15 protein-coding genes are annotated in these 13,861 nt (G+C 38.4%); 9 read left to right on the plus strand and 6 right to left on the minus strand.

Annotated features, from left to right (window positions below):
- Positions 1-33: 33 nt before the first annotated feature.
- A complete protein-coding gene (locus AAH582_RS18455; RefSeq protein ID WP_343319487.1) occupies positions 34-2,280 on the minus strand; it encodes a TonB-dependent receptor in 2,247 nt (748 codons plus the stop codon).
- Positions 2,281-2,794: 514 nt separating this feature from the next.
- Here AAH582_RS18455 and AAH582_RS18460 point away from each other — a divergent pair.
- A complete protein-coding gene (locus tag AAH582_RS18460; protein WP_112375887.1) occupies positions 2,795-3,433 on the plus strand; it encodes an isochorismatase family protein in 639 nt (212 codons plus the stop codon).
- A 210-nt stretch (positions 3,434-3,643) separates the two neighbouring features.
- Here AAH582_RS18460 and AAH582_RS18465 read toward each other — a convergent pair whose 3' ends face one another.
- Positions 3,644-3,985, minus strand: coding sequence for a DUF4377 domain-containing protein (locus tag AAH582_RS18465; RefSeq protein WP_084823232.1), 342 nt, complete (start codon positions 3,983-3,985; stop codon positions 3,644-3,646).
- Between the two features lie 238 nt (positions 3,986-4,223).
- On the opposite strand from AAH582_RS18465, the gene AAH582_RS18470 reads away from it, so the two are divergent.
- The gene (locus AAH582_RS18470; protein ID WP_046675131.1) at positions 4,224-4,403 is read left to right on the plus strand and encodes a lmo0937 family membrane protein; all 180 of its coding nucleotides are present in this window, start codon (positions 4,224-4,226) and stop codon (positions 4,401-4,403) included.
- A gap of 35 nt (positions 4,404-4,438) precedes the next feature.
- On the plus strand, positions 4,439-5,608 hold the full coding sequence (locus AAH582_RS18475) for a GAF domain-containing sensor histidine kinase (protein ID WP_343319491.1): 1,170 nt from the start codon (positions 4,439-4,441) through the stop codon (positions 5,606-5,608).
- A gap of 182 nt (positions 5,609-5,790) precedes the next feature.
- On the opposite strand, the gene surE is transcribed toward AAH582_RS18475, so the two are convergent.
- Complete coding sequence (gene surE / locus AAH582_RS18480; protein ID WP_343319493.1) at positions 5,791-6,519, minus strand: 5'/3'-nucleotidase SurE; 729 nt, start codon at positions 6,517-6,519, stop codon at positions 5,791-5,793.
- Between the two features lie 51 nt (positions 6,520-6,570).
- Here surE and AAH582_RS18485 point away from each other — a divergent pair, with 51 nt between their 5' ends.
- Positions 6,571-7,479, plus strand: a complete 909-nt coding sequence (locus tag AAH582_RS18485; protein WP_343319495.1) for a diacylglycerol/lipid kinase family protein — start codon at positions 6,571-6,573, stop codon at positions 7,477-7,479.
- 61 nt (positions 7,480-7,540) lie between these two features.
- On the plus strand, positions 7,541-7,807 hold the full coding sequence (locus tag AAH582_RS18490; protein WP_139145015.1) for a hypothetical protein: 267 nt from the start codon (positions 7,541-7,543) through the stop codon (positions 7,805-7,807).
- Positions 7,808-7,899: 92 nt separating this feature from the next.
- Here the strand turns inward: AAH582_RS18490 and AAH582_RS18495 are convergent, their stop codons facing one another.
- Together AAH582_RS18495 and AAH582_RS18500 are read right to left on the minus strand one after the other, a co-directional pair.
- Positions 7,900-9,588 carry a hypothetical protein gene (locus AAH582_RS18495; protein WP_343319498.1) on the minus strand — a complete coding sequence of 563 codons (1,689 nt, stop codon included), beginning with the start codon at positions 9,586-9,588 and terminating at the stop codon, positions 7,900-7,902.
- 23 nt (positions 9,589-9,611) lie between these two features.
- Positions 9,612-9,917 carry a hypothetical protein gene (locus tag AAH582_RS18500; RefSeq protein ID WP_343319500.1) on the minus strand — a complete coding sequence of 102 codons (306 nt, stop codon included), beginning with the start codon at positions 9,915-9,917 and terminating at the stop codon, positions 9,612-9,614.
- A 194-nt stretch (positions 9,918-10,111) separates the two neighbouring features.
- Between AAH582_RS18500 and AAH582_RS18505 the strand changes: the two genes are divergently transcribed.
- The 4 genes from AAH582_RS18505 to AAH582_RS18520 all read left to right on the plus strand — a co-directional run bounded on the left by AAH582_RS18505 (position 10,112) and on the right by AAH582_RS18520 (position 12,442).
- A complete protein-coding gene (locus AAH582_RS18505; RefSeq protein WP_046675125.1) occupies positions 10,112-10,315 on the plus strand; it encodes a hypothetical protein in 204 nt (67 codons plus the stop codon).
- Positions 10,316-10,320: 5 nt separating this feature from the next.
- Positions 10,321-10,683 carry a VOC family protein gene (locus tag AAH582_RS18510; RefSeq protein WP_343319503.1) on the plus strand — a complete coding sequence of 121 codons (363 nt, stop codon included), beginning with the start codon at positions 10,321-10,323 and terminating at the stop codon, positions 10,681-10,683.
- A 133-nt stretch (positions 10,684-10,816) separates the two neighbouring features.
- Positions 10,817-11,488, plus strand: a complete 672-nt coding sequence (locus AAH582_RS18515; RefSeq protein WP_343319505.1) for a hypothetical protein — start codon at positions 10,817-10,819, stop codon at positions 11,486-11,488.
- 153 nt (positions 11,489-11,641) lie between these two features.
- Positions 11,642-12,442, plus strand: coding sequence for a 3-keto-disaccharide hydrolase (locus AAH582_RS18520; protein WP_343319507.1), 801 nt, complete (start codon positions 11,642-11,644; stop codon positions 12,440-12,442).
- 177 nt (positions 12,443-12,619) lie between these two features.
- Here the strand turns inward: AAH582_RS18520 and AAH582_RS18525 are convergent, their stop codons facing one another.
- The gene (locus AAH582_RS18525) at positions 12,620-13,858 is read right to left on the minus strand and encodes a Ca2+-dependent phosphoinositide-specific phospholipase C (RefSeq protein WP_343319509.1); all 1,239 of its coding nucleotides are present in this window, start codon (positions 13,856-13,858) and stop codon (positions 12,620-12,622) included.
- Between the last annotated feature and the right edge of the window lie 3 nt (positions 13,859-13,861).

Genomic DNA, 13,861 nt, shown 5'->3' on the forward strand with positions numbered 1-13,861 from the left:
TTCCAGTTGCAATATAGAAATTACGATAAATAATTACAGATCCAATTGAATACCTAAATTTGCTATTGTCCCGCTTCCTTTTACATAATAACGGCCTTCATTGGTGGCTCCTCTCACCTCCGCGTGCAGCGGGAAGTAATCATTATTTAGGATATTATTAACTGAAAAAATGAAAGCTAGATTCTTTAATTTATAGCGCGTTTGGAAATCCATCAGCCCATAGCCCGAAATCGGGTATTTGCCATAATTATATTCAGAAGGTTGAAAAACATCGCGTTTACCCAAATGTAAATATTGGAGATAGACGTTCCACCGATCTGTCAATTTGAAATCGGCATTAATATTTATTTTAAAAGGCGAAATAATGGAGTTGTCCAACTTATCCTTATACTTTCCCTCATTTTTCAAATCTTGCCTACCATCCATGTACCCGAGTATAGTACCAAACTTGAACCAGTCAACAGGAGTAATATCGACAACAAACTCCAAACCGTAAATACGTTGCGGCACTTGAATCAATTCATAATTACCAGGTGTTGACGTTTCTGCGAATGTACTGCCTTTTTTGGAGGAGCTATAATACCCTGTCAATTGGTAGCTCAACATAGAATAGGTCCCGTTTAGACCCAACTCAACGTTATTGACAACTACTGGCTTCGGATCGATTTGACTCAAAGGTACTCCATTTCGCAATACAAGCCCCACATCGCCGATAGAATATCCTTGCGAAAATGAAGCAAAGGGCTGTAGGTATTTCAATTTATTATACCTTCCTGCCAAATTGAATACAAATGCATTTGAATTGCTCTTGTCTCCCGGAGTAACTTTCCCTGCTTTTGTCAGATCCCCTACCTTAAAATCCAAGTTTTCGTACCGCACACCACCTTTCACTATCCAGTAATCGGCGAGATTAAATTTACTTTGAAGATATAAAGCCCCACTTTTCATGTTCATATCGGGTGTCACTAATCCATCGCTCAACGTTTTTTGAACCGTGTGATCTTTTAAAAGATCTACTCCATAAATTAAGGTTACTTTATTGTTGTTGGATAGATCAAAGGGCGTACTGAAATTTAGTCTAGCTCCCTTATGATCTGAATAGGTTTGGTTGTAGGTTTCAAATACCGTGTTCATATCTTCATAATACAGACTCATATTTGCTGAAGTCCGACCAAAGTTGCCATCATACTTTACATGAAAAGCTTTATTGTAAGGTGTTCCGCCATTAATCACTGTATCTGAAGGGATCCCAATAGCGGGTTTACTTCCAAACTCCCCCTTAGTGCCGACGTATTTACTATCCTGAACACTTCTATAATAGTTACCCATCAATTCAATGCGATGATTATCGTTAATCTGATAACCGATCTTCGCCAAGGTATTATAACTTTTTGTCTCGCCCAGACCATAGAATGGACTTACAATGGTACCATCAGAGCTGCGGACCACGCCGGTTCGCGCAATCTTTCCTTGCACGACATAATCAAACTTGTTTTGCGATCCCGAAAATACTTGTGCCAAATTATACCCATATGTTTCACTTGGTTTGACCAAGCTTAGGGAATTATTTAAAGAGGTTGACGAATGAAAACTCTTGTTTATCTTTGGCTTCTTTGTAATGTAATTAATTATACCACCGGCGGCACCATTTCCATACATTGCAGAGGCACCGTTGATGACTTCGATATGGTCAATTGCGCTAGCATCAATCGTCTTCATATCTCTTCCGCCATTTCTTAAAGGAGTAGATTGAGGAATCCCATCGATAAGTACCAAAAAATTCCGACCACGTATTTTAGCGATGAAGTTGTTTTGGCTTTCCTCACTTGGAGAGATACTTGGCACTTTCTGCATTAGGATATTGGGTAAGTTGTCATTTATCAGACGCTGATCTTCTAAGGTCTTACCTCCGATATAGGTAATTGACGATGGTACTTCGTCGATGCTTTCAGCCAATCTGCTCGCCGTCACAACAACTTCATTCAAATGATTACTTGTTTGTTCCATGACAAAGTCCGGAAGCTCCAGAATTTCCCCTTCCAGTGCGATCTGCGATCTGATTTCTTGAAAACCAATATGCTTTACGGTCATGGAGTGAATTCCTTTAGGAATCTTTGAAAAAATAAAATTCCCCTCATTATCAGTCTTGGTACTATTTATCCCGTCAATATTGATATACACATTGGACAAACCTTTCCCCACTGAATTTTTCACTTTGCCCTTAATTATCCCTGGTTCTTGACCATGACCATTTTTCTTAACAGTCATCGGTTTTTCCATGGAAAAACTTATTGCTGGAATTATAGAAAAACTTAAAACCAATAGACTACTAGCCAATATTGTATTCTGGGTAATAAACCAAGATCTTGTTGTTTTTTTCACGTATTTAAGGTGTTTAAAAAATCATTTGCCCTGTCTGCATATTGATGTCTTTCTATTTCCAAACCTTGCTATCCTGGAAATACTGCTCTGCAAAAAGACACAATTACTATTTAGACTAATTATTATTAGCGGCAAATATAGTAAAGTTGGGAAATACTTAAAGCTAAAAATTTAGAATAATAAGCGATCGAATAACTCCATCGATTATTCCTTTAGGATGCAGAATGATAATAGCAGCAATAAATCTTAATGTACATTATGTTTTATGCTTGTTGTACTCCATTTTTTGCTGCTTCAACAGTCCCTAACTTTATCAAACAAAAGAAAACAGGTTCCTCTAGGTCAGATTTCATGAATACCGGAACCATTGACATTATAAAAAATTAGTATTAACATTTTAAATCTTAAAGTCATGGCACTTACAACAAGAATCAACGCGGACGATGTAGCATTTTTATTGATCGATCACCAAAGTGGTCTATTCCAGACAGTAAAAGATATTGAAGTACCTACATTGAGAAGTAATGTAGTCGCTCTTTCACAGGTCGCCGCTATTGAAAACATTCCTGTTATTACAACTGCTTCAGAACCAAAGGGTCCGAATGGTCCATTGATGCCAGAAATCCACGAAAATGCCCCACATGCACAATATGTCGGACGTACTGGTGAAGTAAATGCATGGGACACTCCTGCATTTGTTGAAGCTGTTAAAGCTACTGGTAAGAAAAAATTGGTTATTGCAGGTGTATTAACAAGTGTTTGTGTGGCGTTTCCTGCCATTTCAGCAATTTCGGAAGGTTATGAAGTTTTTGCGGTCATTGATGCTTCAGGCGATATGAGTCCATTATCAACACAAGTAACAATTTCTCGATTACAGTTGGCAGGTGTTATTCCCATTACGACCACAGCTGTAATTAGCGAAATATTAAAAAGTTGGAAACATACCGACGCTGCGAAATATGCACATGCACTTTCCTTGGTGATGCCTAATTATCAAGCTTTAATAGAAAGCTATTATAAAGCACAGGAAGTCGCACTAGAAAGCAAATAAGTATTTTTATTTTGTTTAACCATCTGCGGGATCGCTTTTACATAAGCTTATCCCGTAGATTACCTTCCGTTTAAAAAAAGCGTATCATCCGTTTTCATCACTTTTACCCTTTTCCTAAAGGAATCAAGGTCTTTTCCGTTTGGCAGTCTGGATAAGAAAATAAAAAAGTCCCAATTTCTCAAAAAGGGACTTTCTTAGTATATAATCAAATTACTTTTTTGTTTTTGACACTTGAGTTATCAGTGTATATTGCTGAGATGAACCATCAGCAGGAGGGTTTTTGACCTCTTCTACCTTTACTTTGATCACATATTCATATCCTGATTCATAGTTAAATCCCTGGATATTCCCATAAAAATATTCCCAGTTATCTGATTCTTTCGCCTTGACCTGCATGCACTTCATTGGGCTGACACCTTCGCAATCAACCAACTGCGGTCCCACAATCATTATTTTCTCATTGCTTTCAGCAGAATTTTTGCTACACTGGATAAAAAAGAATAAAGTGAAGACGGCAAGAAGCCCCTTGAGTAATTGGTTTATACGTTTCATACAAGAAATTTTAATAATAACTAATATAACCATTATATGTATTCTTTACTATACCTATTTTACGCACTTCAGTATTGGTTAGAACAACAGTATTCAATATCTCCAAACCTGATGATTCTTCTTAAAGCGTTTGACTTCACTTAACACAGCTTCTTTTTAGTAACTTTTCCTATCGCATTATAAAATTACGAAACGATTCACTGATAATATTGTTCTTCAATAAACAATCGTATTTAATATGGAAGATCTATTATATTTGGCAGGTATCGGTATGGTGATCATGTGGGCGGTCACTTTTTTAGGCGGATTCATAACTGAAGATTTTATTCATATACTTTTAGTTTTTGCGATGATAGTGTTTATATTTCGTGCAATTAAGGGTTTTAACAACTATGAAGTACACCAATCTCAACAATAAGTCAACTGCTATTATTTATCAAATCGACCTACATAATGATAAGCCCAAATCAATTAAATGAACACTATGCTAAGGGGAGCGATTTCGATTCCTGTCAAAAAATTTTAGAGGTATTATGCAGCCACACGAAAATGAGATATGGCTTGATACGCAAGAAAGATGGCCTGAAATGGGGGAATTGGTGTGTTTACGATTATCAGTCTCGGACAATCGTCAATAAAAATAGCGAAACCTATGTTAAAATATATCAGGAGATCCGTAGGGGTTTTTCACCTATTTACATTGCCGATAGCGAACAATGTTCTGTCGGCCGATGGGCACTCCTTCTTCAGGAATTCGGTCTAAAAAGTTATATTTCTTACCCGATAATTAACAATAGTGATTCTATTGTAGGACACCTGAGTTTCATGAACACCGAACCTGTGCATTTTGACCGAAGTAAATTGGAAATGCTGCTCCCAGTCTGTGGTGATTTGATTGCAATAGACTTTAAATCTGTAATTGAATATAGAAGTACGAGAAAAAAATTAGAACAGGAGATTAATTACTCCAAAAACAGAGAACTCGTTTTAGCTTCCTTAGCTCATGATTTAAATAATCCAGTCAGCATCGTAAAGGTGATATCGCAGTATCTTTTGGAGAATATAAGTGACGAAAACCATAAAAATTTACTAAAGAAAATAGAAGAAGCCTCTTTCCGGATGAAAGGGATGATAGATGACATTTTGGATTTCAGCAGTATACGTTTTGAAAATAGACGAATAAGATTGATTGAGCAAAAGTGTATGGATTCACTGATAAGGCAAATCTTAGCAGAATTTGAGCTGTTGCATCATAGGAAATTATTAGCCAATATCAATCTTTCAGCTAAAATACATTGTGATCAGCACAAAGTGGGCCGAGTTTTCGCGAATTTGATTGGAAATGCAATAAAACATGGCAATCCCAATGAAGATATAAAGATAAATGCCTTTATTCGAAACGAAAATTTTATTTTTAGTGTCACAAATGAAGTCATGAATTCTGAATCTTTAGATTTTACAGATCTATTTGAGCCTTTTGTCAGAGGAACCAATAGCAAAGGACTTGGATTAGGATTGTTTATTACGCGTGAAATAGTGAAAATGCACAAGGGAAAGATAGTGGTAGATTTGAAGGGCAGTAAAATTACTTTTAAAATGATCATTCCCATTGATACTTTATAAGTTTGTTAAATTGTATCTCAGGATTAAAGCTAGAGTTACCTATCCGATAGGAAAATACGCTTAGCATTATCAACTATGCCAGGTACTAAACAAATTTGACTGCTTGAAAGCTATTAAATTTGTGCTGTGCTGAAAATCCTCCCCTGCCAGCCGAACACATCATTACGCCTTCCCTATTATGGCTATTCACTGGTTACTCTAACAGCAAGTTCATCATGTGCAGTAAGATCAAGACGTAAAGGCGTAATAGAGACCAAATTGTGTTCTACTGCCCAACGGTCCGTGCCCTTTTCTGCAGGTTCTAACGGCACCACGGTGATCCAATAATTTTTCCTTCCCATGGGATCCTCACCGGGCACCACACGGCCATCATATAAACGTACTGATTGTCTTGTCCAGGAAAGCCCCTCCGGATTGGCTGGAAAATTCACATTATAGAGGGCAGGGCCTTTATTTTTCAGTAAAATCTTGAGCACATCGATTGTCCACAGATACAATCCTTCAAAGTCTGGCTCGGTCTTTCCGACAGGTGTGCTCAATGCTATACCGGTAATACCGAGCAGTGTCGCCTGCTTTGCCGCAGCCAAAGTTCCGGAATGCCACATGGAATTGCCTAAATTTGGTCCCATGTTAATACCCGAAATTACAACCTGCGTATCGGGAAACATATGTAGACCCAACGCCACACAGTCTGCTGGAGTGCCATTTACCCTAAACGCTTCAATATCCTCAAAAGTAATCGGTGCACGTCGGTAGCTTAGGGGCCGGGAATGCGTAATAGCATGTCCCATAGAAGATTGCTCCACATCGGGCGCAACAATCTTTACCGTCCCAAACTCTTTTGCCGCATTTGCCAGTGCCGCAATCCCCGGTGAATAAATGCCATCATCATTGGTAATAAGTATATTCATAACTGTCCTTTTCTATGAAAACCAATCTCAAGCAGGCTTTGTTCAGCTTTTATGAAAGAACATGGCAAAAACATAAGGTTAGTACATAATCCTGCTGCTGGGGATGACTCAAACGGAGACAAAGATGAACTATGCCAATTGATTGAAGATCTTGGCCACAATTGCATTGTAGTAACCAAAAAAGATGCTGTCAAAAAAATCGATCCGCAGACAGACATCATTGCCCTTGCTGGCGGTGATGGGACTATAAGAATGGTAATTATGGCGCTATTGGAAAAAAAACTACGATTTAAAAGGCCAATCGCCATACTCCCACAAGGCACTGCAAACAATATTGCTATTTCTCTTGGTATTCCTTTGAACATTGAAAAAGCTATCGATCTCTGGAAAAATTGCCAACTTAAAAAATTCGATGTAGGAATGGTTATGGAGCTAGAAAGAAAGCCGTTGTATTTTATTGAATCCATTGGCTTTGGTGTATTTCCTTTACTGATGAAGAAAATGGATAAAAAAAATACAGAAGAGCTGAGCGCAGAAGATGAAATCAAAACCGCACTAAGACAGCTTCGCAAACTGGTAGAAACATTCCGAGCTACCACACTAAGACTCACAGTGGCTGGAAATAACTATGAAAAAGATTGCATACTTGTTGAGATCATGAATATATCAAGTATGGGACCGCGGCTAGTTCTTGCTGCTGACGCTGACCCTGGAGATGGACAATTTGATATCATCATTGTCACTGCCGATCAACGCCAGGAACTTATTAGCTATATCGATGGACTATTGAATGGAACCAACGTCGAATTTAAAATAAAACCTATCCGGGCTAGTCGATTGGCGATGGAATGGGAAGGCAACGAAATACACATCGATGATGAGCACAAGAGTTACTTCGGCCAACAATTGAAGCTTACCTCGCTCGAAGGTATAGTTGAAATTGTCACTGGCAATAAATAAAATATGATTTGAACCAACGATAATGGATCAAAAAATGTTCTTTTTTAAAAAACTCGTTAAAATGAACAGATCTAAAAACACCAAAGAAACGCATGTTGGCATGCTTGTTCTTATCATCGCAGCCATTCCAAACCCAGATCCACGGGAGCCAAGCCCAGACTTATCCGAAGCTCAACAAGAGGGCACTTCCAAAGAAGATAGAGATCCCAATACCAATCAATCGGGTATCAAAGATGATCGTACCCATGACAGGGAGGAAGCGCAAGCCGAACAGAAAGAAAAAGATGATGAAGATAAACCTGATCTTTCGGGTGATATCAATGTCTAGATAGGGCCACATCTTCTGCTAGCTGTATAGGTGTTGCGCAGACCTTAAAATAGCAAGATTGCTCAGCTAACACTGGAAGAAGCTTCCCATTTTTATTTTTTTTGTGGTGGAAAGAAAAATAGTTTTGGATTTATTTTGAAATAGATCCAAACCGCCTTTCCCATTTTAATCAATTCTTTTGATGGAAGGTTCCTCGAGCGAAACGCTAACAGTAAGGAAAGGGAAAAGCTGACCATAAAATTAAAGAATCCTATGATACCAATCCCTAAAATGCCCCAAATCCATATATCAGTAGATAGCTGCATCCCATGACCAAATAGTCCCAATGCCAGATTCCCACTGGCGAATGTAATGTGCCTTATATCTAGATTTAAACCTAAAAAAAGTCCAACGGAGGCTGTCGTTCCCATAAAGATCCCAAACCAAATATTGGATACGATACCAGCCCATTTTTTTTCATAAAACGAAGCTATTTTGTTTGTTTTTGCCTGGCCGAATATTTTTTTCAATAGGGGATGTTCTTGAATGCGGTAGTACACGGAGTTGTGTTTGTCTCGGTTTGAAATACTGCCGGCAATAATCCCGGAAAGAAACAGAAAAATACCGGCGATAGACGCATGCAAGATCAGCGGTGTTTTTATTGGATTAAGATCATTGACCAGATGTAACCACTTGGCGCTCGCAATATTGACCTGAAACAATTGTTGAATTACCCAGACAAGAAAAAGGCTCATCGGAAAAGCCATCACAACATTACCAATAAAGGCAATAAACTGAGACCGAAATAATCGGGCAAACAATTCAGCAAATTTCCAATAACGATGTTTGCTGTCCCCCTGTTCGGAAATCCCTTGCTCAATAGCGTTCACCAATGCAGAAGCTGTCATCGCAGGCTGTTTGGTTGCCAAAGTTGCACCAAGGAGATAAATAAGCGTAAAGCCAATCGCATAATTCATGCTGTAAAGAAATGCATGACCAAATTCACTGCTGTGTATCTTACCTAACAATAATTTAACGATGCACATGACGCCGACAATGAGGCCTCCTCCACAGGCTGAACGGAACATTTTCCAATATTCCTGTTTACTTGAGGTAATATAATGCTCACCGGTCTGTGCAGTATGATGCGTAATTTCGTAGGCCAAAAGCTGTGTACTCTGTCCAACCAATTTGCGAATATTGCTTTTCCGGGAATTATAACCAATAAGTGTAGTGCCCAGCGCAATCGTCTTTTGCCTCTTTTCATCTGGATGATCGATGACTAAAAACGACAAAATTTCTCGGATCCTTTCCAGTTGTTGCCGCATACGTAAGAGCGATTGATTCACTTTGATGGAAATTCCAAAACGATGTGAATTATCGAAAGCCGTTTCAATATACGATTCGCATTGCTTATGAAGTACCAAGATTTGTTTATAAGAAAGATCATCCGAGGAAATAAACTTATATTCTGATTGTAAAATACGATCATTCAATTCGGTAAACTCCCGCATAATAGCAATAAATGGGCTATCAAAATTTTGAAACTCGGGTACCATCTTGTTTACGTCTGTTTCCATTGCACGCCCGGTAATACGTTGAACCAACAGTTCCAACCCATACAATATTTCGGTCATTCCAAAACCCGTTTTGTCATCGTAAATCGTTTCAAATTGAGATACACGAAACAGCTCATCGAACTGATGTTGCGGAATCGCGGCAACCCAGTCCGCATCCCCAGGTCTATAAAAAACCTGATTTAACAGATATTGTAAAGTAGACTTTGGTGGTTGAAAAGGCAAATACCGCTCGGTGATTCTTTTTTTTAGTTCATAAAAAAATCTGCATAACTAATTATACCAGTATCAGAAATCAATTGATCAAAATCTTTTTCAGCCAAGATTCTTTTGAGATAAAGCTGAAAGCCTTCCAACTCCTGCGGTGCGGCATTGAGATAATCCAGTAAAAATTGAATATCGACCTGATAAAGTATATGAACATGCTTTGGTCGGATGATGTCCACGAGTAAAACCAAAAAATCAACGTCTACATAAGCAGGATCCCTTAATTCACCTTTAAATCGTCCAAACAAACTTTTTACCTGCTGCTCTTTATCCTGTTCTTTTCTCATAAATTATAAAATCCCTACTCTAGATACCAAATTTGCATACATTTTGTTTTTCTACTCACAAAGATTGGCTCGCTGAATTGTGTCAAATAGCCACTTGAATCAATGATTTTGGTCATTTAGCTTCCACTTGAAGTTTTATACTTTTACAGGTAAGAAATTATAAATCAACGATTAACTTGATATAAGAGACGAAAATGAAAAATAACAATAAAATGAAGCCTGCAAAATTATGTTACGAACATATCGGCGGAAAACTCGGCCAACTTTTACTAGAGGCTCTGATTGTAAAAGGCTGGTTAGCAAAAGCAGATCCTAGTGATAAAAATTTCTATATCACTGAATTTGGAGCATCTCAATTGACGGCATTTGGTATTGACCTATCGCAAATTAAATCCTGAACAAAATGAGCTTAATATTGGATTACGACAATTTCTTTCTACCCGTAGAAAATCTCAAGAAGGCAAAGGAATTTTATGGAAATCTACTTGGCCTAGAAACTAAATTCGATTTTTCGGATAAGGGAATGACGGCTTTCAAGATAGGTGACAATGAACCTGCAATCATTCTTAGTACAGTACAACATACCAAACCGACGATTTGGTTTACCGTTGCCGATGTCAAGACAACATATGAACGGCTTAAGGAAAAAGGGATCGTATTTTTAAGCGAGCCATTTGAGATCATGACAGGTTTAGCAGTTGAATTTAACGATCCATCCGGAAACAAACTTGGAATAACAGATTATTCCAAATCAAATAAGGTTTAATGAGTAGACATTCCAGCTGAACGTTTTTTATTCATAAATAGGCTCTAATTTTTTCAAAGCGGAGTACCATGAGTATACAAATGAACATTTTAAGTATATTAGTATAATAAAATGAATTCATACAACGAATGTGATGACAGACTGTGAACTCCAAAATATAGACCCAGACGATATTGGCGATGTGCTCGTTAAAGTCGAAAAATCATTTGACATTAAGTTTAGGAGTAAAGAACTTATGCATATCTCGACGTTTGGCGAGCTCTGCGATCATATCATGGATAAAATACAACTTGATCATTCGAGCGACTGTACAAATCAACAGGCTTTTTATAAGCTACGTGAGGCAATAGCTTCGACAGCTCAAATCGATTCAAAAACGATCACGATAAACACTGTACTTACGGACATTTTCCCAAAACATAGTCGGCGGTTAAGGGTAAAAAAACTAGAGAGACATTTAGGCTTTAAACTTGACATCCTACGCCCCCCTTTCTGGCTAACGCTAATACTCGCAATTTTTTATGTTGCTTCCTTAGCTGGTATTTACTTTAATTGGCCAATTGGACTAACGGGCCTGGTATTCGCGCATTTTGCACTCTGGCTTGCACAAAAAACCGGTAAGGTGCTTGAATTGCAAACGGTAGGACAATTAGCAAAAAAAATGACAGCGGAAAATTATTTAAAATCGAGACGAAACCCTACAACATGCAATAAAATCGAGATTGAAAAAGTATTGACAGACCTGTTCAGTAATGAGCTATACCTTGACAAAAGTAAATTGACAAGAGACGCGAAACTTGCTTAAATATACACTGATTCTTCGTTTAAATTGTCCTATTGTTATCTACCCAACGCTTAATTGGAATGAGCTACTACTGTCCCTGATATTTCCTAGATCGTAAAATTTAGTGTAATATATCGTATCTTGCTATCCAATTTTAAACCAAACATCAATGTTATGCGAAGAATCCTTTACTCCATAGTAGCTACCGGCCTTATTTTTTCAGGATGCGCAGGAATGAAAAGCCAGGGAGATAATACTGGCTGGAAATCATTATTTGACGGAAAAGACATCAATGATTGGTTTGTTAAAATTCATCATCATGATGTCGGTGTGAACTACGGAAATACGTTTAGAGTCGAAGATGGAATAATTAAGGTCAGATATGATCAGTATGATGATTTTAATGATCAATTTGGCCATTTATATTATAAAACACCCTTTTCTTATTATCATTTAAAGTTTGAATATCGATTTGTAGGCGCGCTCCATAAAGGTGCCCCCTCCTATACGCTTCGTAACAGCGGCGTGATGTTTCATTCGCAGGACCCCAGAACAATGTTGAAAGAACAGGACTGGCCTATTTCTGTCGAAATGCAACTTTTAGGAGGATTGAGCGATGGTCAACCCCGTCCTACAGGAAATATGTGTTCCCCTGGAACCAATGTGGTCTATCAGGGCAAAATAGCTTCCTCACATTGTTTAAATTCTACTTCGAAGACCTATGATGGTGATCAATGGGTTAAAGGGGAATTGATTGTATTGGGAGATTCGTTAATCAAACACATCATTAACGGAGATACCGTACTAGAATATTCAAAACCTCAGATTGGAGGTGGAACGGCCAATGGGTATGACCCCAAAATGAAGATCGATGGTAAGTTGCTCAGCAGTGGATTTATCGCTTTACAGAGTGAAGGTCAACCCGTAGATTTTAAGAATATATGGATTAAGGAGCTGCCTAAACCAAAGAAGTAAAAAGAGGCTAACGTAAGGAAAAAAGTACAACAATAGCGTTTTTGAAGAGAAAACGACCGTGTATATTATTTCAATTGCTGAAAAAGCTTGAGTGAACAAGTAAGATCATTGAGAAAATTTCTGAACGACCTTACCTGTTCATTTATTCAAGTGTATTTGCAATAGCGACCGACAGACCTACCGTTTTGTAGATATCATATCCTTAGATTTTTTCTTCATGCTATTCACCGGATTCCGACGGGCCACCTTACCATTAGGTAGCTTTACATAGTAAGAAGTATTATAATCATTTCCAGGTCGAAAAAAATCTGTTGAAATGATCTGAGCTCCACTGCTGAAAGCAGCATTAGCCCTACTGTAATCATTGATTTTTGCTTCAAAGGTTTCAATATCAGACCTACTACGTACGATATACCCCTCCCTCACCAAACGTCGAATTTCTTCCTGACGAACCAAAGCATTGTCCAATAGTATAAATGAAGCAAAACTATCATTGGGTTCCGACTGGACAAACATGATACGCTTCTCAAGATTAGGCCTATCTTTAACATACGCAGATTCAAGGTTCATTCCTGCTGTTGCCGGCAACAGCAGGAAGATAAATTTACCACGAGCGGATTTAACAGTGGGCCAATGACCAGAACGTATTGCCTCACGTAAAGTGCTGTAGTTTCCACGTACATCGTCAGGTGTAACAAGCTTTTCTCTTCCCAATACCGCAACAACTTCAGCATCCAACTGATCAAAAGCCTTATCATCAAATGGAAGTACTTCAGCACTATTAGGAAAAATCGGAATCCCTTTGTCTTTGGCCTCGACCATAATAAAAATAGGGAGATGTCCGGGATTCTTTTCAGACCATTCCCGTAGCGCTGTAAGACCAGCACGGAATGTCGCATAATGTGATCGAAAATCAAAATCAGCAATATGAAGCATCTTGAAACCAGGCTTTTCCAAATCCTCTTTTTGATACGGAGCAAGATCCGAAACCCCCATTTTATTGAGTAGCTCATAGCCCGCAGGTTTATCAAAGCGATGTCCAGTAGGGTCATAATATACATCCATTTCTAAACTACGGATTCCACTATCAAGTTGCACATCGAAAGGTGGATGGTCGTACTTTAATCCTTCACTCATGGACATCGCATTAGGGTGAAACTCCTTAAAGGAATTAAGTTTATCTGGAGGGAATAGCGTTGACATCTTTTCCATCATCTTTGAAAAAATAGGATCTGCATAAGCCGAAAGACGAGGATCCACGGGTTTAGCGTAGCTATTGTGTGTCCCAAGGACTTGAATCTGGTTGATCTTTAGTTGGTCCAGCTCTGCCAGTTCGGTTTGTTGACCAAAGCTCGTTCCAATACCCATTATAAGCAGGGATATTGCGGTTAAAGTGATTTGTTTCAATTTCATCATTGT

It is taken from the genome of Sphingobacterium multivorum, from assembly GCF_039511225.1.
Lineage (GTDB): Bacteria > Bacteroidota > Bacteroidia > Sphingobacteriales > Sphingobacteriaceae > Sphingobacterium.